Source organism: Pseudomonas palmensis, from assembly GCF_017848315.1.
Lineage (GTDB): Bacteria > Pseudomonadota > Gammaproteobacteria > Pseudomonadales > Pseudomonadaceae > Aquipseudomonas > Aquipseudomonas palmensis.
Genome location: NZ_JAFKEC010000010.1, coordinates 34,735 through 56,863, shown reverse-complemented (window position 1 = coordinate 56,863; position 22,129 = coordinate 34,735). Strand labels below are relative to the sequence as shown.

Sequence of the window (22,129 nt, the reverse complement as noted above, 5' to 3'; positions counted from 1 at the left end):
AAAGCTATGCTTGGCGATTCGCGGCACTAGGAGTTTTTTTGGGGTATCAGGGCAAGGGTGAACCAGAGGCGTTGATTCAAGCCAGCGAAGATGCGCAAGGTGTCGTAACGGTAAATCTGGATTGCGAAATGCATGAAACAAAGGGCGAAGGTGGCGACCCTGAGTGGATATTCCGTGCATGCAGGGTTGGTCGAGTTTGTTACGGGCATGTAGGTGTGGCCTGAGCAGGTTCGGTTGGTGCGTGGGGGTACACGCGCAGAGCAGGCTTTTTGCAAGACTTTGATAGCATGAGTGCGGGGTGGTCGAGGTTGTAGTAGGTGAGAACTTGACGAGGAGTTGAAGGGAACTTCTTGGCTGATTGCGCGCTCGTATTTCGATGTGCCGCATCGGGCTGGCTGCGTACGAAAATACGTCAGATGGGCGTGCAGGTTTGATAAACGGCACTAAGCTATGGTTTGGTAACGAAATAAACCAAGTTGATGTGCAATTGATATCAGGCTTTCACGACTTGCTTTTTAGCTTGCACCGGTCTCAAACGAAAATTTGGGTTTAAGGAATTACATAATAAATGTCCAACCACCGTGAACGTGTCGTAAGAGATGACGAGATCGACTTGATTGAGCTGATCCGTGGGCTCTGGCAACAAAAGCTGCTCATCATTCTGACGACATTGGTTGTCGGTGGGGCGGCTGTAGCTTATGCGCTGCTGGCGACGCCGGTGTACGAGGCCAAGGTGTTCGTGCAGCCGCCATCGCAGAATGACATTGCGCATCTGAATTACGGACGTGGGGGAGATTCCGAGCTGGGAATGCTGACGGTGAAGGACGTCTATGATGTGTATGTACGTAATTTGCAGTCGGAGTCGTTGCGTCGTAGGTTTTTTCAGGACGTCTACCTGCCGGCACTGAGCGCTCAAGAGCGCCTAGGCTCCCAAGATGAGCTGTATGAGGATCTGAGCAAAGTGCTGAAAGTGACTATTGCGAACAAGGAAATTCCGACGCGTTTCGCTATTACTGTCAATATGCCAGACCCAAATCTAGCTGTTAGCTGGGCGGTGCAATATGGGGAAATGGCAGGGTATCGAGCAAAGCTCGAAATCCTAAAGGATCTCAAGGCAGATGCTTCAGTCAAAGCGAACAACCTTGAGCGTCAGATAACAACGGCGAGGGAAAATGCGAAGAGACTACGCGACGACCAGATTGCGCAACTGGAGGAAGCGTTGACGATTGCCAAATCGATTAACCTGGAACGACCGCCCATCATTTCTGGGAACCTCTCAACTGAGGTCTCCGCCGGGATGGATGGGGCCCTGACCTACATGCGAGGCAGTAAAGCACTACAGGCTGAAATTGAGAATCTGCAGAAGCGTGGCTCGGATGACCCTTTTATCAGCAACCTCCGTGAGCAGCAATCTCAGGAATCGTTCTATCGCTCTCTGGAAGTCGACCCTAGCGTAGTGGGGGTGTACCGCCAGGACGGCGCACTCGATTTACCTGATAGCCCCATCAAACCCAAAAGATTTATTGTCGTGTTTTTAGGCGTGTTGGCAGGTGCTGGGCTAGGAATCACATTGGCGCTTTTCCGTCGCGTCTGGTCGAGCACCCCAAAAAAATGACAAGCAACCGCTAATGTAAATCATTCCTGATTGCCGACTGTCAGGTGGCAACGTGCGCAGTTAGCTGGCACAATACTCTCGTCGCTTAGCGACAGGGATGATTTCGAGTGCTTAGTTCGGCGAAGGTGTCGATAGCGAAGAGTTGCGTGCCTGTTTCTGGGCGAATGTCTCTTTTTATTCAGGCGGACCTTCGTTTGGCAAGTATTTCTCGTATCCCCTCAGTAGTGACTAGCGACGAATTTGATATTCTGACCCTGTTGCAAGCGGTATGGCGCCAAAGAAAGCTCATTGTGATCTGTTCACTATTCTTTGGCGTGATTGGAGCGCTGTTCGCTTATACCGTCACGCCTGAGTATGAAGTCAGTACTATATTGCGTCCTGCTGCGCTGAATGAGTTGGACGCACTGAACCGTTCTGAAATTTACTCTTTGCCTCCAAGCACCGCATTGATTCGTGTCGGAGCGGCGCTCGACTCGTACGAAACACGTCTTGGTTATTTTCGATCTAACCCCGATTTGCAGGCTGCGTTCACCCGACCAGGATATACCGCAGAGCAGGCATTTGAAGACTTTAATCGCAATGCATTAAAGTTGGTACAGCCGGATCCAAAGAAAGCAGACTTGCTCAGTGCATATATCGGTTTCCAAATGCGATATCCAGAAGGGGTGCGCGGGCATGACGTATTGAACGAACTCGTCAACTACGCAATCGAAAACGAGCGTCGTCAAGTGTCAGATGACTTGAAAATTATCATCGGTAATCGGCTTAAGGAAGTGGATGCCAAGTTGGTAGCAGCGCGCGCAGATTATGATGCTACCAAAGAAAGCAATATCGCAGAGCTGCTAGAGAGCGACAGCCTCAGTCGTGCCTTGTTGCAAGATGAACTTAAGGCGCTGCGTGTACAACTTAAGCAGCGCCGGGAAGACCGAATTTCTGTGCTTGACGAAGCCATCAATATTGCGCGCTCGCTCGGACTGAAGAAGCCGTCGACCCCATCATCTATGGCTGATAGTGAAGCATCAGGCAATGTAATTCGCACTGAGGTCAACAACCAGCAAATACCACTTTACTTCATGGGTACCGATGCGCTTGAAGCGGAGCGTCAGGTATTACGTAAGCGCCGGTCAGATGACTTTGCTGATCCACGAATTGCGCAAATCCGTAGAGAGCTTTCGCTGTTGATCAGCAATCGGCAGGTTGAAGTGTTGCGCAAGCGTGAAAATGAAGAAATATTTCTGAAAGGGGTAGAGCCCCTGCGTGCTGAACGTATTCGACTGGAAAATATTTCCACGGACCTGAGCCAGTTACGCTTGGTGAGCATTGATCGATTTGCCGTCGAACCGGTTAATCCGGTCGCCCCCCAAAAACTTTTATGGATAGCATTAGGGCTGATACTGGGGGCGGGTATAGGTCTATTCCTCGCGATTCTACGCAATGCCGTCCATACTCGCCGCGGCAGTCAGACGCAGTCGGCCGCTAAGCCACATAGTGTAGCTGCCGATGCTCGCTCCTCTTTACCCGCACTGTAGAGATTAACGTCATTGAGGCGACGAGGGCGCAAGCCTGTAATGCTTCAATGGCTGAGACTAGCACTGCCGTCTCTATAGGTGATGCCATAATGATGGCGATAGCGTTGGGCAACACTGTTTGGCTAGGGCATCACGAGTAGCTGGTGTAGAATTTTTGCAGTGGTCCTCCGCGTATCCAGCAAGTCATCACCTTCCGCTTCGTTCGTTAGCATACTGGCTAGGTTTGACGACCAAATGATCAAGTAACCAGGGTACGTTCTGCCATGTATACCTCGGGAGGGAATTGGGCCGTTGTTAACACTCCTCTTGTTATGGGCGAGTGGAGAACGGACGGATGAGCCGCTGGGTGACGCTCACTGGCTTTCTGGAGCAGTGTCAGAGGCGTGCTCAAGTAGCCAAGGTGCGGAGCAGGGGAGAAAATTTGAACGCCCTGCAGTGTGGCGTACTTTTCATCGATTAATCATTAGGAAACTGGATTGCTTGTTCCGTTTCGTGGTGTTGAACGACAGTGGATTGATTTACTAGGTGAGTGACAGTGCGGTGGATGAGAATCTAGATAAAAAACTGGAAAGCAGCACTGCTGGATGGAAGCTGAAAGTCGATACACTAATAGTGCTTCTCATTTCGCTGACGCCTTTCAATTTATCAGTTGTTGATAAGACAGGCCTGGACACCGGGATTGACAACACGCTTGACAAGGTGGTCAGAGTCGCTTGGTTTTTATTTTGCATTCTTACGGTATGTTTGTTGAAGCCTAGATTGTTTCGCCGAGTGTTTGCTCATCCGTCTCCTCTCATGAAGCTTTTGTTCTGTTACATGATTATTCTGACGTTGAGCCTCGTAGTGAACGGCGTTGGAGTCACAGGTTTCTATCGGTTGTGCGAATATATTTTGCTTTTGTTTGCATTAGATATAGTTGATAAAACAATCAGGCTTGAAGGTCGGGACGCGGCGGTTAGAGTTTTCGCTGGTTGGGTGCAAATGGCAGCCGTTGCTATCGTGATAATGATAGCCATCGGACTAGTCATTTCCCCGAATCACTTTTATGCCTTGGAAACGCAAGGTCGTTTTCGCCTTGGAGGAAACGCATACAGCCCAAATTTTATCGGGATGGTATTCGCCTCTGGAATGTTGTCCAGTCTCTACTTGATGGGCAGGGCTCGCACCACGCTGAAAAAGTTTTTGATTCTAATGTGTTGCTTGTTTTTTGGCGTGGCATTGTATTTTACAGGAAGCAGAACGGCCCAGTTTTCCGTTGCAATTGCCATTTGTCTATGGGTTTTATTAAACTTTAATGTCATGGATAGAGCGTTGCTTTGCGCGGTTTGTATGATATTTGTCATCCCTTTATTATTACTTTTCTATGAGTTTTTTGTTGAGCGTTTATTGCCATTGATTGGGAAGGGTGAGCGGCCGCTGTATGACCTTCTGACGCTTAATAATCGAAGCGTTGTCGCGGAGGTCGGTCTGCAAGGCGCGTTAGATCATTGGTATCTAGGTGTCGGTTTTGTTGAGGGTGTCAAAGAGTATTACAGACTCAATTTCACTCAGAGTTACTGGCTGCCCCCGCATACTCACAATGCGCTAATCGAAAGCTTTCTTTCCGGTGGTGTGCTTTCACTTCTGCTGATGTCTGTTGTTTTCTACAAGGCAGTGAAGCTTATTCTAAGGAATCTCGCCTGCAGGCAGAATAGTCCAGATATCTACCTTGCCGCTCTGTCTTTACCGTTGATTCTTGGTTGTGTAACAATGACTATATTTGGAGGCGTTTATACGGTGCTGACATTTTGGTTCTTTTCTCTTGCTTTGTTCTCGTGGTCAAAAAATGAAAGAAAAGATTCTGTATATAGTTGATCAATTTTTATTTTCGGCGGTCAATTTTATTGTATTTATCGTTCTTGATTATAGATTTGATGTAGATGATGTTGCTCAGTACGCGATCATGATCTCAGCGGCAGCGTTTTTATTGAATTTCGGTTTCGCTATTAAGGTGGAGCGCTTGCTGTTTTCCAGTGATCGCTTATTTAGCGCGAATGATTTTTTTGTGCTTTGTATGTTGCTGTTTATAGCCAGTGTGGTTCTGTATTTTTTATTGTGGTTCACCTATGCAGGTGGATTTTGGCTTGCCATGGTCATGTTTACGAGCAGTGTGCTATGGGTCATTAGGCGTGTTTGTGTCCTTGATAGTAAGCGCGTTAAATATTCCGTCGCTGCAACGTTGGTGGTCGGGACGCTCGCATCGTTAAGTGCATACGTGTGTAATGTCTATGTTGACGTGTTGATGCTGGTTTGTCTGGTTAACTGCATGGCGCTCATTTACTTGTCACTACTCACGATCAAGAAAAAAAATGAATCGTTCAAGGATAATGTTTTCAGTATATTTGCTGACCCACCAGCGTTGGCCAAATCAGTCATGCTTGTGCCGTTGCTATGGTTTCCATCAAACGGCATCTACCTGTTTCTTGCAAGCCTGGGAAGCCCTGCTGCGATTGTGGAGGTACGAAAACTGCTAATGCTATTGTCGCCAATACAGCAGATATCTGGTGCGATGATTAATTTCGTATTTTCAAAGGGGGGGGGCTATAAAGTGACTTATCTCGAAGTATGGGTTGCGCCTTTGACCATTACCCTGATTGTCACCCCGGTGGCTGCTATCCTTTATGGTACATTGTTGCATGGTACATCTGAGGGGATTTTCATGTGGGCTGCTTTCGCGCTAATCGTATTCGCAATGATTGTGATTTCTTTACTGCAGTCAAATTTACGTGTGCTGGGAAAGCAAGCCAGTGTTATCGCATCTTTGGCGGTCGCGGTCGCAGTGAAATTATCATTTCTGTTTGGCTTCTATAGCTTTGGTGAGGGTGGCGTTGGTGTGACCGATAGTTTGGTCTCAATGGCTGCTGCCTATGCGCTGAGTGCGCTCTTCCTATATATATTTTTTGTTAACGATAAAAGAATTTCGAGGTGGACCCGTTGAAAGTTTTGAAGGTTTTAGAATACCTGAAGGATTATGCTGGTTTGAATCGGGATGTAAGGGTCGTTAATTTTCCTATCACGGACAACTGTAATTCCAGATGCACGATGTGTAACATCTGGAAGAACAATATTGTGGACGAAATAAGCCCGGAAGAGATAACAAAAGTGTTGTCTCATTCAAGGTTTTCGAAAGTTAAGCATCTAGGGATATCAGGCGGTGAGCCGACGTTACGCAAAGACCTCGTCAGGTGTGTCGGTGCTATCGTAGATGCTCTCCCATTACTCGAAACACTTTCTATTACTTCGCACGGCTACAGTAACTCGCGATGGAGACGATTTCTTCCCTTGATTAAGGAGATTGTTCAGCGCAGAGGTATTTCGTTTAGTTTGAACATATCCATTGATGGGTACGGTGAGCGTCATGACCTGATTAGAGGCATCAGTGGTGCATTTTCAAAGGCCACTAAAACTATCGAGATAGCACAAGCGTTGAATGTGAAGCTTCAGCTTCAGTACACGATCTCAACAATGAACGTTTATTCGATGCAACTTGCATTGGATTATGCGCGTGATAAAAATATAGAAATAATCTTTAGATTAGCAACAAATATTGAGCGTCTCTACAATGCTGATCGCTCTGAAGTATTCATTGATAATGAAGAGCGCTCCTTTGTCGCGGACTTCTTTTCTTCTGGCGAATTGCTAGCTCAAACCAGGTCGCTGTCGAGGAAGCTTTACTATAGTCGGATGCAGCGATGGCTTTCATCCGGTGGTGGCGCAAGAGCCATGCCCTGCTACTTTAAAGATCAAGGCATGTTGCTAACATCGAAATTGGCGCTCTACCCCTGTTCGGTTGCTAAAACGGCAGTAGTTGAGGATCTGCGAGCATCCGACTTCAGTATTTCGGAGAAGGGGATTGAAGTCGCTAGAGAAGTTACAAAAAATAAATACTGTGATAGCTGTATCCATGATCAAAGCGGTGCCTGGAGCCCCTTTTCTATCCTCGCCTATAAAATTAATCAGTGGAAAGGTACCGTTGTTGTTAGGAAGGTTTTGCGGTTGGCGGATAATCTTCTTAATGCTGTGGCCATTGCCCCCTTTGCACTGCTGAGAAAAATCAAAGCACCTAAAGGTTTAGCGCTGGACGCGATGCCGGTAGTCACCATTATGGGTGCCTACGGTGGGGAGCACGTTGGTGATGCCGCTATTCTTGGTGGTGTGATATTGAGGCTGAAAAAACAATTTCAGACTCAAAAGTTTTTCATTCTCAGCTTCAGGCCCGACCGAACTCAAAAGTGGGTTCAGTCGTTGAAAATTGATGGCGTGGATTTTTCCGTGGTAAAGCTTTCGCGTAGCAGTTTACGAACTGCATTGGGTCAAAGCGATGGTCTGGTGTACGCAGGCGGGCCAATCATGGATATACCTGTTAATTTGAGTTTCTATCTTTATGCCTCTCTTCTGGCTACGTGGAAAAAGATTCCTTTTGTTGTCGAGGGGGTCGGTCTAGGGCCGTACAAAAGAACAGTAAGCAAATATTTTGCTTCTTTGATGTTGCTGCTTGCCAAGCAAATTACATTGCGTAGCAAGAGCAATTTTGAAAGTTTGCCATTTTACAATAAAATTGAAGTTTTAAAGGTTGATCAGGATCCTGCGTTTGATTACCTTCACTACTACAGGTTTATGCTTCCCCAGATCAATTACAGTGCTCGTGAAAGAACAGAGCTTTCTTCGCTGAAAGATTATATCGCCGGGCGTGAGAAAGTATTGTTCGTCAATTTACGGCCTATTTGGAGTGCTTACGCTACAAAAGGTAGCGAAGGCAGTGTGGGTCGCATAGTGGACAGTATGACCCGGAACGTGACTTCTGTGATCAACCAACTGGGCGCCGAGTGGGCGGTGGTGTTCATTCCGTTCAACCCAGACACTTACGGTTTTTCTGACTTTAGTTCCTTTTACCAAGTGGTCAAGGGTGTCCTGCCAAGTCGCGATTATTATGTCGTCGAGTATGAGCCCGGTGTTCCGATCATGCTTGATATGCTGGGTCAATGTACTCATTTACTCGCGATGAGGTTTCATGCCTGCATATTTGGTTTGTCGAGTGGTTTGGATGTTTATGGGATTGACTATCAGGTAGGTGGACGCGGAAAGGTGGCTGGTCTATTTGACAGCCTTGGCAGCACCAACGTGAGCAATGTGAGCGAGTTGGATGAACCCACAATTCGCGGATGGCTGGGTGAGGTTTAGTTAAGGTTGTGCTGTAGGTGGTGGTATACGATGCCTGCTGAGTGTTTTTTACGCAGTCAGGCATCGCTATCACCATTTTTATTTGCGAAAAATTAATAAGGGGCCAGCACGTTGCGAGTTCTTCTAACGCATAACTTCTACAGTTCAGCAACTCCCTCGGGCGAAAACCAGGTTTTCGAGGCTGAGAAAATGTTGTTAGCTAGTCGGGGTGATGATGTGCGACTTTTTACTAAGCACAGTGATGCAATTACAGCACAGGGTAAGATTGGCGTAGTCAAGGCCGCACTGGGTACACCTTGGAGCCTTGGTATAAAGCGTGACATTTGCAGTGCTGTTAATTCCTTCAAGCCTGATATTGTGCACGTTCACAATACCTTTCCTTTGCTGTCCCCGGCTGTCTTCCATGCGATAGGCAAACGCGCTGCTCGTGTCCTTACTTTGCACAACTATCGATTGTTTTGTCCGGCTGCGATACCGATGCGCGAGGGGCGTGTATGTACAGAGTGCATTGATAGGCACTCGGCGTTACCGTCTCTGCTTCACGGATGCTATCGAAATAGCCGTGTCGCGACGATTCCCATGGCAATAAACGTCGAACTGCATCGTGCTTTAGGTACCTGGACACATCAGGTAGATGCATTCATTGCGCTGTCGGAGTTTCAAAAAGAGCTGATGATAACGGCAGGGTTGCCACGTGAAAAAGTGCACGTGAAACCCAACTTTTACCCGGGTAATCCTAAGGTTGTATCGTGGGAGCAGCGCCAGCCTTATGTCGTATTCGTCGGTCGCTTGACGGCTGAAAAAGGGGTCGTTTCTCTGCTGCGGGCATGGCAGGAATGGGGGGCTTCGGCACCTGAGCTTCGTATTGTGGGGGACGGAGCGCTAAGACCCGAGCTTGAGCTGATGGCACGTGGCCTGCCCATTCGATTTCTTGGGCAAGTATCGTCACAGGAAGCCGAATATCAGATTGCCCATGCGTGCCTACAAATTTTACCGTCGGAGTGGTTCGAAGGTTTCCCGATGGTGATCCGAGAGGCCTTTGCGTTTGGTACACCAGCAGCCGTATCGGATATAGGACCGCTGGCTTCTATCGTACAAGACGGCGACAATGGCGTGGTATTCCGCCCCGCGACCCCCCAGTCACTGCTGCAGGTTGTACGTGAGGCCTGGTCGACGCCGACATTATTGGAGCGTTTGGGTAAAGGCGCCAGGCGGGCATTTGAAAGCAATTATACTGAAGACGCCAACTATTCAATGTTGATGGACATCTATACGCAGGCAATTAGGGTTTCGCGCAATGAGTGAACAATTGGGATGCAGGCAACGTACTACAAGCTCTGTCATTGGCGTGCCTATTGATGTACTGAGCTGGCCCAGCGTCCTCGATAGTGTTGCCGAAATGGCACAGACGGGGAAAGGCTATTACGTCTGTATTTGCAACGTGCATTCCGTGGTAACGGCCACGCAAGATCGAGAGTTTGGCGACGTCGTGCGCAACGCTGACTTGGCCACTCCCGACGGCGCTCCGGTGGCTTGGCTGATGCGTCGGTTAGGCGTTGAGGGGCAGGCGCGCATCAATGGTCCGGATTTAATGTGGAAGTACCTGTCTGAAGCGGCTACGTGTGGTGAACCGGTCTATTTGTACGGCGGTGCACAGTCAACGTTGGACATTCTTACCAAGGTGCTGCCTGAGCGCATGCCTGGCTTGGTGATCGCGGGCGCTTATTCGCCGCCGTTCCGTCAGCTGACAGCGCAGGAGGATGAACAGATCGTCGAGGCTATCAACACATCTGGTGCGAAAACTGTTTGGGTTAGCTTGGGCTGCCCCAAACAGGAGCTGTGGATGGCCGAGCATCGCGACAGAGTCAATGCCGTGATGATTGGAGTAGGGGCGGCATTTGATTACCACGCAGGGGTCATAAAGCGCGCGCCGCTGTGGATGCAGCATTCGGGGTTGGAGTGGCTACACCGTCTTAGTAGTGAGCCAAAACGTTTATTTAAGCGTTATCTGTCGACAAATAGCTGGTTTATCTATTACGCAGTCCGTCAGCTATTGAAGAAGTAAAGCACACTCTTAATAGAATTTTTGATGATTGATCAGGATGGAAAAATGAACAAAAAGAAGGCGCTTATTACCGGTGTAACGGGGCAAGATGGATCGTACCTCGCTGAGTTCTTGCTCGAAAAAGGCTATGAAGTTCATGGCCTGAAGCGTCGTGCCTCTTCTTTTAACACGCAACGTATTGATCATATCTATCAAGATCCGCATGTCGATAACCGAAACTTTGTACTGCACTATGGCGACTTGACGGATTCGTCTAACCTAACCCGTATCATTCAAGATATTCAGCCTGACGAAGTATACAACCTCGGTGCGCAATCACATGTGGCGGTTAGCTTTGAGTCTCCAGAGTATACAGCTGACGTCGATGCTATAGGAACATTGCGTATTCTTGAAGCCATCCGACTTTTGGGGCTCGAAAAGAAGACACGTTTCTACCAGGCGTCGACGTCTGAGCTGTACGGGCTGGTGCAAGAAACACCGCAGAAGGAAACAACGCCTTTTTACCCACGCTCCCCCTACGCAGTGGCCAAACTGTACGCCTACTGGGCAACGGTAAACTATCGTGAAGCCTATGGTATGTACGCATGTAACGGTATCCTGTTCAATCATGAGTCTCCCCGGCGTGGTGAAACTTTCGTGACACGCAAGATTACCAGAGCCTTGGCGAATATCGCATTGGGATTGGAGCAATGTTTGTTCCTCGGTAATCTCAACGCCTTGCGCGATTGGGGGCATGCCAAGGATTACGTGCGTATGCAATGGATGATGTTGCAACAGGATGTAGCTGATGATTTTGTAATTGCTACCGGTGTTCAGTATTCGGTGCGAGATTTCATTCGATGGTCGGCAGAAGAGCTCGGTGTGACCCTCAGGTTTGAAGGGGAAGGCATTGAGGAGCGTGCGATTGTCGAAAAAATTGATGGTACTCACTCCCCGGCTCTCAAGGTGGGGGATATCATTGTGCGTGTGGACCCTCGTTATTTCCGGCCGACCGAAGTTGAAACGCTTCTCGGGGACCCTACCAAGGCCAAAGAGAAGCTGGGATGGGTTCCAGAAATAACGGTGCAAGAGATGTGCGCGGAGATGGTTTCGGAAGATTTGAAGATTGCCCAACGGCACGCGCTGCTGAAACAGCACGGATATGACGTTTCTGTGGCAGTGGAGAACTAGAAATAATGCAGAATTTCGATCAGAAAATATTTGTTGCTGGTCATCGGGGTATGGTGGGCGCAGCGATCGTAAGACAGTTGGTTGAACGAGGCTACGTCAACATACTGACTGCAACGAAAGATGAACTGAATTTGGTTGACCAGCGCGCAGTTCAACAGTTTTTCGCGGAAAACCAAATTGATCAGGTTTATCTTGCAGCAGCTAAAGTTGGCGGTATTCACGCTAACAACACATACCCTGCTGATTTTATATACGATAATTTAATGATCGAGGCGAATGTTATAAGTGCGGCGCATAATAATAATGTGCAGAACCTGTTGTTTTTAGGCTCCTCATGCATCTATCCAAAGCATGCGCCGCAGCCGATGAACGAAGAGGCATTGTTAGCCGGTGCGTTAGAGTCGACGAATGAGCCTTATGCTATTTCAAAGATTGCGGGAATAAAGTTATGCGAAAGTTACAATCGTCAACACGGTAGAAACTATCGCAGCGTCATGCCGACAAATCTATATGGTCCTAATGATAACTATCACCCGCTGAATAGCCACGTGATTCCCGCCTTGCTTCGACGTTATCACGAGGCTGTAGTGCGACAGGACGACGAAATCTCCATCTGGGGAAGTGGTAGTCCGATGCGGGAATTTTTACACGTTGATGACATGGCAGCAGCATGTGTGCATGTGATGGAGTTAGACAGGCAGCAGTATCAAGGTGCAACACAGGATATGCTGTCTCATATCAACGTTGGAACAGGCGTCGATTGCACAATACGTGAGCTTGCGCAGACACTTGCCAAAGTGACGGGCTTCTCTGGCAGGCTTGTGTTTGATACCTCTAAGCCAGATGGTGCGCCCAGAAAGTTGCTCGATGTTCAACGAATACAATCGTTGGGGTGGAAAGCTCGAATCACGTTGGAAGATGGATTGCGTGATGCTTACAGATGGTACGTGGAAAATATTGACTCCGTGAGGGGTTGAGGGGATTTTCGATGTCCCCGCGCTGGAAGGCGCGGGCTATTTTATGAGTTTCTGATGACTATGTAGGATGACAGAGGTTTATGCTTCTAGTTTGATTTCATAGCGTAGGAATCTATTATGTTACATGCTGTCGTTATAGCGGGTGGTTACGGGTCCAGGTTGTGGCCATTGTCACGTGAGCTTCACCCAAAACAGTTTATACCGTTGGTGAAAGAGAACATTTCAATGCTGCAGGATACGTGTCAGCGATTGAAAGGCGTGGAGATGGCACCGCCGTTAATTATATGCAATGAACAGCATCGGTTTCTGGCGGCAGAACAGTTACGCCAAATTGGCTTGGAACAATCAAATATAATTCTTGAGCCAGAAGGTCGTAATACAGCTCCCGCTATAGCGCTTGCCGCCTTGAACTTATGCAATCAGGAAGAAGATCCCATACTGCTGGTGTTGGCAGCAGATCACTTTATTCAAGATATAAACGCTTTCCAAGGTGCTTTGAACACTGCTGTTGCTCATGCGGTGGCGGGAAAGTTGGTGACGTTTGGAATTGTCCCGATCAAGCCGGAAACGGGATATGGTTATATCAAGAAGGGGAAGTCCATTGGGGAAAGTGGGTTCCTTGTCGACGCGTTTGTAGAGAAACCAGATATCTCAACAGCAGAGACCTATGTGGCGGGAGGCTTGCATTATTGGAACAGTGGAATGTTCATGTTCCGAGCAAAACGTTACCTGGAAGAGCTCGAAATATTCAGACCAGATATTCTTGAAGCCTGTCGTTTATCGCTGTCGAAAGGTGCGCAGGATCTATATTTTACACGGGTAGACAAAGAAGCGTTCCTGGAATGCCCTGATGAGTCCATTGACTACGCTGTTATGGAACATACTGATCAAGCCGTGATGGTTACATTGGACGCAGGCTGGTGTGATGTCGGGTCGTGGTCCGCACTTTGGGAGTTGGGGAGCAAAGATGAATGGGGGAATGTGAGCAAGGGTGACGTTATTTGCGAGGCGACGTCCGACAGCTATATTCACTCTGACCATCGGCTAGTCGCGACGCTTGGTGTCAAGGATTTAGTTATCGTTGAGACCAAGGATGCGGTACTGATCGCTGATAAGTCTTGTGCGCAAGATGTTAAAACCCTGATTTCCAGATTAAAGTCGTCGGGCCGCAATGAACACGTCAATCATCGTGAGGTGTACCGCCCTTGGGGCGTGTATGACTCCGTTGACGCAGGCCACAGGTATCAGGTCAAGCGGATTACCGTCAAGCCGGGCGCCAAGCTTTCGGTTCAGATGCATCATCACCGTGCGGAACATTGGATTGTTGTCAGTGGCACAGCTAAAGTCACGAATGGCGAAAAAGTGTACCTTGTGACCGAAAATCAATCGACTTTCATACCCATTGGCCAGGTCCATGCCTTGGAGAATCCAGGCGTCATTCCGCTGGAGTTGATTGAGGTTCAATCGGGCTCTTATTTGGGTGAAAATGACATCGTGCGATTTGAAGACAAGTATGGTCGCGTATAGTGATATACGTATCATGCTGCGTAGAGAGCCATCAAGATAAAACTATGAAAAAAGGTAGGGAGACAGGCGTGGGGAAATATATTCTAGTAACCGGCGGAGCTGGTTACATAGGCTCTCATATTGTCCTGTCGCTGCTGGAAAGTGGTTTGAATGTTGTGGTGTTGGATGATCTTTCAAACGCTTCTGTCGAGTCAATAGAGCGTGTGGGGAGCTATACGGGTGCAGCACCTTTTTTTGTAAAAGGTGACATCTGTGATGCCAAGGTTTTGGATCGTCTCTTCGCAACGTATCAGATTGAATCAGTGATTCACTGTGCCGGAGTAAAATCGGTAGGTGAAAGCGTAAAATCACCGATTAAGTACTTTTCTAATAATGTCTCTGGGAGTGTGAGTTTATTCAACTCCATGTATAAAGCGGGCGTTTTTCGTCTGGTCTTCAGTTCATCTGCCACGGTTTATGGGGATTCAGGGCGCATGCCACTGAGTGAGCTTACTCCCATTGCTACCCCTACCAATCCATATGGTCGATCAAAACTGATGGTCGAGGAGATATTGTCGGATATGGCCAAGGCCGACAGTCGATGGAGTATCGCCACTGTTCGTTACTTTAATCCTGTCGGTGCACACACTAGCGGGTTGATTGGTGAGGACCCTTTGGGTATTCCCAATAATCTCGTGCCCTACCTTGGCCAAGTGGCTATTGGCAAGCTTGCTGAGCTGAAAGTATTTGGCAACGATTACCCGACCCGCGACGGCACTGGGGTGCGTGACTATGTGCATGTTGTAGACCTTGCGAATGGCCACCTCAAGGCACTTCAAGCCATTGAGTTGCGTGCAGGTTTTCATATTTGGAATTTTGGCTCGGGCAAAGGCTACAGCGTCCTTGAGCTGCTCGATGCATTTCAGGCTGCCAGTGGTCTGGTAATACCCTATAGTGTGACGGCTCGCCGCCCCGGTGACATCGCAGAATGTTGGGCAGATGTCTCGAAGGCGGAAAATGAGCTAGGCTGGCGAGCGGAACGAGGCTTAGAGGAAATGATGAAAGATGCATGGAGGTGGCAAAAAAATAACCCTAACGGATACCGTCGTTAGATTCATGGTGAACATGATCTACTCGCGACGTTTCCGTACAAGGCTGGGTGTGCCTGAATCCTTAGGGCATTTGGACAGCTAGGTAGTCAGCGAGCGTTTGTAATTTATAGAATTTGTATTTTTTATTTTTTTATAAAAAATCTATATCTTAGGGTTATAAGATAACATGCAAGTCATTCAGCGTTACCATCCAACATTTGCAGAGCGCTATCCTGTACCCTTATTTGTCGCTCTGCTTGACTTGGGTGTGGTTGTAATAGCTGGCGTGCTGGCCTATTGGTATCGTTATAACTCATTTGAAATGAGCGGTCGATACAGTACGGCGACCCTGGTTACCAGTGTTGTCGTGGTGTTATGTATGTCGTTTGGTGGTGTGTATGGATCGCAAAGGGGGTATTCCTTCGCCCGGCAGTTTAGTGTCTTATTAATGTGCTGGCTAGCCGCTACTGGAATTATTTTATCCCTTACCTTTTTTTTGAAGTTGTCTGAAAACTATTCTCGTATCTGGTTCACTGCGATATTGGTTATTGGTGGTTCGCTGTGTCTCTTGTTAAGAGTCTTTGTTTTTTTCCTTCTTAGGCAGTTGCGTTCATCCGGAATGAATCTCAAGTCAGTATTGCTGGTGGACTCGGGGGGCGAGTCTGCAGGGCAACTGAATGCAGGTCAAGCTCTGGGGGAGTACGGATTCAAAGTTGAGAAAAACTTGACGTACAATGCTGGCGGTCAATGGCTGGAGACATTAGTCGAAAAAGTTAATGAGCATGGCGTTCATGAAGTTTGGTTGTGCTTGCCGCTGAGCGAAGGCGGTGCTGTGCGCTCTATTCTCTATGCACTGCGCCACTACACCGTTGCTGTGCGATTTATACCCGAGTGGGGTGATATACCCTTGCTGAATCACAAGGTCAGCCGCATTGCAGGTGTTTACTCTTTAGACTTAAGTTGCAGCCCGATGGATGGCCCTGCACGAGTTATTAAAAGATTGGAAGACGTCCTGATTGGTGGCCTGATCAGTCTGATGATTCTGCCGCTATGTATGATCATTGGACTGGTAATAAAGGTTACCTCTCCAGGTCCCGTTCTGTTCAAACAGATGCGGATGGGGATCAACGGTAAACGATTCAAGGTTTACAAGTTTCGTTCCATGGTTGTGCACGACGAAAATAGCGGAACATTGACCCAAGCTAAGCGTAATGACGCGCGAGTGACCCGTGTGGGTGCGTTCTTGCGTCGTACCAGCCTTGATGAACTGCCTCAATTCTTCAACGTCCTGCAGGGGCGCATGTCGATTGTCGGTCCGCGCCCACATGCGCTGGCGCACAATGAATATTATAAAGATCTGGTTGAGTCTTACATGCAGAGACACAAAGTCAAGCCAGGCATTACCGGGTGGGCACAGGTAAGCGGATATAGAGGGGAGACTGATACGCTGGAGAAAATGCAGAAGCGCGTGGAGTTTGACCTCTGGTATATTGACAATTGGTCGCTTTCGTTGGATGTAAGAATAATATTTCTCACGGCGCTCAAGGGTTTTATCAATAAGAATGCTTTTTGATAGCGGTTTATCGGGAACTTTGGGAAGGCGGCAGCATGGATTTGAAACAGAATAGAGGCAGTTCGTTTTGGTCGCGAAGTGTTGTTTGGATATTAGCAATTGGTTTGTTTGTTCAGCTGAGCGGAAAGGTTTGGCTAGAGTCAAACAGTGCTCAAAATACTCAGGTTTACATCTGGCTGCTGTTGCCTGCCGCCATTTTTTTCTTGGACATTGCTTTTCGAAGGGCGTTTTCTGCTTTCAGTTGGGAGTATCTTCCTTGGACGTGCTTTTTGCTCTGGGGAGCGATTAGCGTTCTCTGGTCAACGGGTTCAGAAGACCCAGCATTTTCCTTGATGAAGCGTGGCTTATTCATTGCCCTTTATTTGGTATCGATTCTACTGTTCATGCGCCGTGATGAGTCGACGTTACTGCGTGTATTGATGGCAGGTGTCGCCATGATCACGCTTGGAGCATTGGTTAGTTTAATTTATCAGTTTTTGGTATTGGAGCAACCGCTTGCCTATCGGGCATTCCGAATCGACCGGTCGGGGATACGGGACTTTGCAAATTATGGCTGGCCCGTAGCAGCAGGTATTTTTCATGGTGCGGCAGCAACGTGGGCATTGGGTTTTGCATTAGATAGAAGAAGGAATATACTTTCCTGTGCTTTTTGGCTGTTAGCTTTTTGCATACTTGTGATTTATGTGTTGTTGACCTATACCCGCGGGGCATGGTTCGGCGTGGCCGCGAGCTGCCTAGCTGTTGTAATATTGCAAAACTCTCGCCGTGGCTGGTTGTTCTTTGTGGGAAGTGCAATTCTTGCGGCGATAGCGACGTTTATGTGGTGGGATAATTTAATATTTGAGGTCACTAAACGTCAGTTGTCTGGCCGTGGCCCGATATGGGATTACTTTTTTTCAACCATGCCGGGACATTGGTTGGTGGGGCATGGTTTGGGAACACCATTTAATTATGTTTGGCCTGACCGGGATTTGATTTCTCCCCATGCACACAGTCTTTATTTTCAACAGGTATATGATAGTGGTCTGATTTCGCTTGCTTTGATGGCTGCCGGACTGTTAGGAGTCGCCTACAAAGCGTTGAAGTTACGCAAAGATAAGTGGGTGCGTCTAGCGACACCTGCGTTGATTTTCGCGCTGATTTCCATGATGACAGATGTCGAACGAGTCTTTACTCGCCCAGGAGATTACTGGACCGTATTCTGGCTTCCGATTGCAATTTTGTTAGCGGTCTCGTGGCGCTCGACGATGCACAATCACAACCCCTAATTGTAGAGAAGGATGGTGTAACAAATGGCTCAAACAAATGCCCGTCTTTTGACGGGCGTTTGTATAGGGTATCCCCATTGGGGGTATTAGTGATGTAAGGAGGTAGAATTTATTGATTCAATTAATATTCGAGCTACCGCTATAGCTCCGAGACGGGTAGTGGCCTAAATTCCGTCAGATTGCTCATAAGTCACCCACTCACCGACTATTACCGTATTCCTGAATTATGCCATCTCCGCTCTCCGGCTCTATAAAGATTTGATCGCGCAAAAAGAATGGTCACGCGGGGCTGCGCCCCGTCGTCACCCCAATACCACTCGCCCACTCAAAAAAATATCCCGTCGTTCCTTGCGACCAATATGATGGTGCTTGGCCATTTGGTACACAGCATGAAATCGTTCCCGATTAATCCCCTCGCAGGTTTCCAGGGCTCGCGCTACTAAAGCGTCGTACGCCGACTCCCCAACCAGCCCCCCTACCTCTCTGCGATAGAAGAACCCCAGTTGAAAGCCCAGGGTTTCACTCAAAAACCGTGGTGCGGCGGCAAAGCAATTCTCTAAATCGATCGCATGCGTTGCCCCCACCCCGTCGTTACACATCATCACATTCGCCGCCCATAGATCCATGTGATAGATCCCGCTGCTGTTCAGCGAAAGCAACAACTCGAACGCCGCACCGATCACCCGCTCCACTTCTTCAGGCTTGGCGAGTATCCACTGATAGCCGTCTGTGTAGTTCTGCAACAGTTCTGTGATGATGACGAAGTCATTCATCAACCCCATGCGTGACCTGGTATACCCATAGCCAACCACGCCGGGCACACTCGCGCCGCGGCGGTGCGCTTCCGCAGTGTTTATCAGCTCTTCGATTGGCCAGTCGAACATGCCACAGCTTTTGCGGGTACCGCGCGTAAAGCGGATCCTCTTTGGGAGGGTCTCAATCGCTTGGCGCTTGGCAAACAATGGGCTATCGCCTGTAGATAGTGGCGCGCTTGTCCGGTTTGACGGGCGTTCCTGGCCAAGCAACAGCGTAAGCGTTGCCGCCAGCGCAGTGCTCACAGGCGCGTTCAGATGAACTGTCGAGCGATGATGCTTGAATGTAAACGGAAATCCATCAACCAGCTTGTTCTTCCCTTCGCGCACCGCTGCACATCCCGTGTAAGAGTTTTTCGACGGCCAAAACGGTAACATTTCCTACACATTTTTACATTTCTTTCACATCTTGTTTGAATCCTTTTGACCTTGACTGTGGATCAGTTGTTCTTGAGCCGCTAGGTTTTACAGGCAGCCAAGGAATCGCTGCCTTAGCAAGCTCACACACCAAGGAGTGCCACCGTTATGCGCAATACCTTTCTTGTTTCTCTGCTGCTCGCGCTGCTCAGCGCGTTCTCGCTGCCGTCGTTTGCGGCGGCCACCAAGGCCGCGGGCGACTTGCCAGTCACTACAGTCAGCGCAGCGCTCGCCTCAACCACCGTCAACCTGAACACTGCCGATGCGGCGACACTGCAGTCGTCGCTCGCAGGTATCGGCAAGGCCAAGGCTGAAGCGATCGTGGCCTACCGCGAAGCCAACGGCGCGTTCGAGTCAGTGGATGAGTTGCTGGAGGTGAAGGGGATCGGCCAGGCGCTGATCGAGCGCAACCGGGAAAAACTGGCGGTCAAGTGACCTGAGGAGGGGCGGGTCGGGCAATGCTCGATCCGTTTTTATCATCAAATGGCATGGGCCCATCGCCGGCAATGCCGGCGCCTGCAGAAGGCGGGGAAGCGCCACGCTTATCGGTCTTGCGCGTCCTTGGCATCGGCTTCGGCATTGCGCTCATGCACGCGCTTGAGTTGCTCTTCGGTCAAGGGCAGCTTCTTCGCCGTATCACGCAGCATCATCAAGCCACCGACAATCGAGCCGATGGCAACCAGCAAGATCAACCAGGCATACCAGGGCATGAGCTTCTCCTTATCGACGGCGAATGGCGCCGCCTCTGTGATGTTGGACTCGACACGAGCGTCGATGGTTCAAGTATAAGAGGCCCACCACCTGGGGGCGAATTCGCGATCACCGGCCCCCATTGGCACTGCGCATCGGCTACAATGCGCGCCGATTTCGACTTGCCCAGAGAGCCTGCCCATGTCCGCCTGTCAGACGCCTATCATCGTCGCCCTGGATTTCCCTACCCGTGACGCCGCCCTGAAACTGGCCGATCAGCTGGACCCCGCGCTGTGTCGGGTCAAGGTCGGCAAGGAGCTGTTCACCAGCAGTGCGTCGGGCATCGTTGAAACCCTGTGTGAAAAGGGCTTCGAAGTGTTCCTGGACCTCAAGTTCCACGATATCCCCAACACCACCGCCATGGCCGTGAAGGCCGCAGCCGAAATGGGCGTGTGGATGGTCAACGTGCACTGCTCTGGCGGCCTGCGCATGATGGCGGCCTGTCGCGACGTGCTGGACCAGCGCAGCGGGCCACAGCCGCTGTTGATCGGTGTGACCGTGCTGACCAGCATGGAGCGTGAAGACCTCGCCGGTATTGGCCTGGACATCGAGCCGCAGGAGCAGGTGCTGCGACTGGCCGCCCTGGCCGAGAAGGCCGGCATGGACGGCCTGGTGTGCTCCGCCCTGGAAGCCCCGGCCCTGAAGGCCGCGCACCCGTCGTTGCAGCTGGTGACTCCGGGCATTCGTCCTGCCGGCAGCGCCCTGGACGATCAGCGTCGTATCCTTACCCCGCGCCAGGCGCTGGACGCCGGCTCCGACTACCTGGTAATCGGTCGCCCGATCAGTCAGGCGGCTGACCCTGCTCAAGCGCTGGCTGCAGTGGTAGCCGAAATTCGCGGCTAAGCGACCCGGTTTTTCGCCAGCAAGGCTGGCTCCTACAAGGAGGAGCCGGCCTTGCTGGCGAAGGCGTTCCCCTTATACCTTCAACACCAGCTTGCCAAAGTTTTCCCCGCTGAACAGCTTCAGCAGCGCTTCGGGAAAGGTCTCCAGCCCCTCGACAACATCCTCCTTGCTCTTGAGCCTGCCGCTGGCCAGCCAGCCGGCAATTTCGTTGCCTGCGGTGCCGTACTTGGCCACATGGTCCATCACTACGAAACCTTCCATGCGCGCGCGGTTTACCAGCAGCGACAGGTAGTTGGCCGGGCCCTTGACCGCCTGCTTGTTGTTGTACTGGCTGATGGCACCACAGATCACCACCCGCGCCTTGAAATTCAGGCGACTGAGCACTGCATCGAGGATGTCCCCGCCGACGTTGTCGAAGTACACATCCACCCCTTTTGGGCACTCGCGCTTGAGTCCCTCCAGTACGTCTTCGGCCTTGTAGTCGATAACCCCGTCAAAGCCCAGTTCATCGACCAGGTAGCGGCATTTCTGCTCGCCGCCGGCAATCCCGACCACACGACAGCCCTTGAGCTTGGCGATCTGCCCGGCAATGCTGCCGACCGCTCCCGCTGCACCCGAGATCACCACGGTTTCGCCCGTCTTGGGCTCACCCACTTCCAGCAGGGCAAAGTAGGCCGTCATTCCGGTCATGCCCAGGGCGGAGAGATAGCGTGGCAACGGTACCAGCCTAGGGTCGACCTTATGCAGGCCCTTGGGCTCGCCAATGAAGTAATCCTGTACACCAAGGGCTCCGCTCACCGTATCACCCACGGCATAGTCAGGGTGCCTGGACGCCACCACTTCACCGACACCCAGTGCGCGCATGACCTCGCCGATACCTACAGGCGCAATGTAGGACTTGCCCTCGTTCATCCACCCGCGCATGGCCGGGTCCAGCGACAGGTACAGGTTCTTCACCACTACCTGTCCCTCGACAGGCTCGCTCACAGGCACGGTTTCAAAGGTAAAGTCATCACGTGTCACTGCCCCGGTGGGGCGCTTGGCAAGCAGGAATCGGCGGTTGGTCCTGTCAGTCATGGCAAGGTTCTCTCTGGAAGGCAAACCCTGTTGATAGGCCTGCATCGGCAAATCGGCAAGGTCCAGCCTTGTGGCGAATGGTGATTGATCCATCTGGATGATTGAGCCTAGCAGCTAAAATCACCCGGTTCGATGGTGTGTTCACTGCGTGCCTGATGATGCTGCCCAGGAGCCACCGCCGATGACTAGACTCCCGCCATTGTCCTCACTACGTTG

At 50.1% G+C, this 22,129-nt stretch carries 18 protein-coding genes; 15 read left to right on the top strand and 3 right to left on the bottom strand.

Translation table 11 applies throughout. From position 1 onward, the window contains the following. Nucleotides 1–568: 568 nt before the first annotated feature. The 13 genes from JZZ72_RS08545 (at nucleotide 569) to JZZ72_RS08485 (ending at nucleotide 18,014) form a co-directional block, all read left to right on the top strand. The gene (locus JZZ72_RS08545) at nucleotides 569–1,615 is read left to right on the top strand and encodes an LPS O-antigen chain length determinant protein WzzB (protein ID WP_078479770.1); all 1,047 of its coding nucleotides are present in this window, start codon (nucleotides 569–571) and stop codon (nucleotides 1,613–1,615) included. Nucleotides 1,616–1,722: 107 nt separating this feature from the next. Further along, entirely contained in the window at nucleotides 1,723–3,144 is a 1,422-nt protein-coding gene (locus JZZ72_RS08540; RefSeq protein ID WP_238596411.1) for a Wzz/FepE/Etk N-terminal domain-containing protein, read from the top strand. A gap of 525 nt (nucleotides 3,145–3,669) precedes the next feature. After that, complete coding sequence (locus JZZ72_RS28080; protein ID WP_123752754.1) at nucleotides 3,670–4,998, top strand: O-antigen ligase family protein; 1,329 nt, start codon at nucleotides 3,670–3,672, stop codon at nucleotides 4,996–4,998. Beyond that, a complete protein-coding gene (locus JZZ72_RS08530) occupies nucleotides 4,970–6,121 on the top strand; it encodes a hypothetical protein (protein WP_148071536.1) in 1,152 nt (383 codons plus the stop codon). The genes JZZ72_RS28080 and JZZ72_RS08530 overlap by 29 nt, the downstream gene beginning before the upstream one ends. After that, complete coding sequence (locus tag JZZ72_RS08525; RefSeq protein WP_078479766.1) at nucleotides 6,109–8,364, top strand: radical SAM protein; 2,256 nt, start codon at nucleotides 6,109–6,111, stop codon at nucleotides 8,362–8,364. Before JZZ72_RS08530 ends, JZZ72_RS08525 begins: the two co-directional genes overlap by 13 nt. 111 nt (nucleotides 8,365–8,475) lie before the next feature. After that, nucleotides 8,476–9,669 carry a glycosyltransferase family 4 protein gene (locus JZZ72_RS08520; RefSeq protein ID WP_153046061.1) on the top strand — a complete coding sequence of 398 codons (1,194 nt, stop codon included), beginning with the start codon at nucleotides 8,476–8,478 and terminating at the stop codon, nucleotides 9,667–9,669. Beyond that, nucleotides 9,662–10,429, top strand: a complete 768-nt coding sequence (locus tag JZZ72_RS08515) for a WecB/TagA/CpsF family glycosyltransferase (RefSeq protein WP_078479764.1) — start codon at nucleotides 9,662–9,664, stop codon at nucleotides 10,427–10,429. Before JZZ72_RS08520 ends, JZZ72_RS08515 begins: the two co-directional genes overlap by 8 nt. Nucleotides 10,430–10,474: 45 nt before the next feature. Beyond that, on the top strand, nucleotides 10,475–11,599 hold the full coding sequence (gene gmd, locus JZZ72_RS08510; RefSeq protein WP_078479808.1) for a GDP-mannose 4,6-dehydratase: 1,125 nt from the start codon (nucleotides 10,475–10,477) through the stop codon (nucleotides 11,597–11,599). Nucleotides 11,600–11,604: 5 nt separating this feature from the next. Then, nucleotides 11,605–12,576 carry a GDP-L-fucose synthase gene (gene fcl / locus JZZ72_RS08505; RefSeq protein WP_146094988.1) on the top strand — a complete coding sequence of 324 codons (972 nt, stop codon included), beginning with the start codon at nucleotides 11,605–11,607 and terminating at the stop codon, nucleotides 12,574–12,576. Between the two features lie 117 nt (nucleotides 12,577–12,693). Further along, nucleotides 12,694–14,103: a mannose-1-phosphate guanylyltransferase/mannose-6-phosphate isomerase gene (locus JZZ72_RS08500; RefSeq protein WP_078479762.1), complete on the top strand. Its 1,410-nt coding sequence runs from the start codon at nucleotides 12,694–12,696 to the stop codon at nucleotides 14,101–14,103. Nucleotides 14,104–14,147: 44 nt separating this feature from the next. Continuing rightward, on the top strand, nucleotides 14,148–15,194 hold the full coding sequence (gene galE / locus JZZ72_RS08495) for a UDP-glucose 4-epimerase GalE (protein ID WP_078479761.1): 1,047 nt from the start codon (nucleotides 14,148–14,150) through the stop codon (nucleotides 15,192–15,194). A gap of 166 nt (nucleotides 15,195–15,360) precedes the next feature. Continuing rightward, nucleotides 15,361–16,746 carry an undecaprenyl-phosphate glucose phosphotransferase gene (locus JZZ72_RS08490; protein ID WP_078479760.1) on the top strand — a complete coding sequence of 462 codons (1,386 nt, stop codon included), beginning with the start codon at nucleotides 15,361–15,363 and terminating at the stop codon, nucleotides 16,744–16,746. A gap of 35 nt (nucleotides 16,747–16,781) precedes the next feature. Then, nucleotides 16,782–18,014 (top strand): O-antigen ligase family protein, encoded by a 1,233-nt coding sequence (locus JZZ72_RS08485; protein ID WP_210014288.1) that lies wholly within the window; start codon nucleotides 16,782–16,784, stop codon nucleotides 18,012–18,014. Nucleotides 18,015–18,316: 302 nt separating this feature from the next. On the opposite strand, the gene JZZ72_RS08480 is transcribed toward JZZ72_RS08485, so the two are convergent. Beyond that, nucleotides 18,317–19,156: a BUD32 family EKC/KEOPS complex subunit gene (locus tag JZZ72_RS08480; protein WP_238596409.1), complete on the bottom strand. Its 840-nt coding sequence runs from the start codon at nucleotides 19,154–19,156 to the stop codon at nucleotides 18,317–18,319. Between the two features lie 195 nt (nucleotides 19,157–19,351). On the opposite strand from JZZ72_RS08480, the gene JZZ72_RS08475 reads away from it, so the two are divergent. After that, nucleotides 19,352–19,678 (top strand): ComEA family DNA-binding protein, encoded by a 327-nt coding sequence (locus JZZ72_RS08475; RefSeq protein ID WP_210014287.1) that lies wholly within the window; start codon nucleotides 19,352–19,354, stop codon nucleotides 19,676–19,678. A gap of 107 nt (nucleotides 19,679–19,785) precedes the next feature. Here the strand turns inward: JZZ72_RS08475 and JZZ72_RS08470 are convergent, their stop codons facing one another. Next, nucleotides 19,786–19,953, bottom strand: a complete 168-nt coding sequence (locus JZZ72_RS08470; RefSeq protein ID WP_078479756.1) for a DUF2897 family protein — start codon at nucleotides 19,951–19,953, stop codon at nucleotides 19,786–19,788. A 181-nt stretch (nucleotides 19,954–20,134) separates the two neighbouring features. On the opposite strand from JZZ72_RS08470, the gene pyrF reads away from it, so the two are divergent. Next, nucleotides 20,135–20,836, top strand: a complete 702-nt coding sequence (pyrF, locus tag JZZ72_RS08465; RefSeq protein WP_054915847.1) for an orotidine-5'-phosphate decarboxylase — start codon at nucleotides 20,135–20,137, stop codon at nucleotides 20,834–20,836. Nucleotides 20,837–20,908: 72 nt separating this feature from the next. Here pyrF and JZZ72_RS08460 read toward each other — a convergent pair whose 3' ends face one another. Further along, entirely contained in the window at nucleotides 20,909–21,913 is a 1,005-nt protein-coding gene (locus JZZ72_RS08460; protein ID WP_210014286.1) for an NADP-dependent oxidoreductase, read from the bottom strand. Nucleotides 21,914–22,129 lie beyond the last annotated feature (216 nt).

Excerpts from the sequence above, each read along its gene's own strand:
- JZZ72_RS08545 (WP_078479770.1), top strand. The coding sequence starts at position 569 with ATGTCCAACCACCGTGAACGTGTCGTAAGAGATGACGAGATCGACTTG.
- JZZ72_RS08530 (WP_148071536.1), top strand. The coding sequence starts at position 4,970 with ATGAAAGAAAAGATTCTGTATATAGTTGATCAATTTTTATTTTCGGCG.
- JZZ72_RS08515 (WP_078479764.1), top strand. The coding sequence starts at position 9,662 with ATGAGTGAACAATTGGGATGCAGGCAACGTACTACAAGCTCTGTCATT.
- gmd (WP_078479808.1), top strand. The coding sequence starts at position 10,475 with ATGAACAAAAAGAAGGCGCTTATTACCGGTGTAACGGGGCAAGATGGA.
- fcl (WP_146094988.1), top strand. The coding sequence starts at position 11,605 with ATGCAGAATTTCGATCAGAAAATATTTGTTGCTGGTCATCGGGGTATG.
- JZZ72_RS08500 (WP_078479762.1), top strand. The coding sequence starts at position 12,694 with ATGTTACATGCTGTCGTTATAGCGGGTGGTTACGGGTCCAGGTTGTGG.
- galE (WP_078479761.1), top strand. The coding sequence starts at position 14,148 with ATGAAAAAAGGTAGGGAGACAGGCGTGGGGAAATATATTCTAGTAACC.
- JZZ72_RS08490 (WP_078479760.1), top strand. The coding sequence starts at position 15,361 with ATGCAAGTCATTCAGCGTTACCATCCAACATTTGCAGAGCGCTATCCT.
- JZZ72_RS08485 (WP_210014288.1), top strand. The coding sequence starts at position 16,782 with ATGGATTTGAAACAGAATAGAGGCAGTTCGTTTTGGTCGCGAAGTGTT.
- JZZ72_RS08475 (WP_210014287.1), top strand. The coding sequence starts at position 19,352 with ATGCGCAATACCTTTCTTGTTTCTCTGCTGCTCGCGCTGCTCAGCGCG.
- JZZ72_RS08470 (WP_078479756.1), bottom strand. The coding sequence starts at position 19,953 with ATGCCCTGGTATGCCTGGTTGATCTTGCTGGTTGCCATCGGCTCGATT.
- pyrF (WP_054915847.1), top strand. The coding sequence starts at position 20,135 with ATGTCCGCCTGTCAGACGCCTATCATCGTCGCCCTGGATTTCCCTACC.
- JZZ72_RS08460 (WP_210014286.1), bottom strand. The coding sequence starts at position 21,913 with ATGACTGACAGGACCAACCGCCGATTCCTGCTTGCCAAGCGCCCCACC.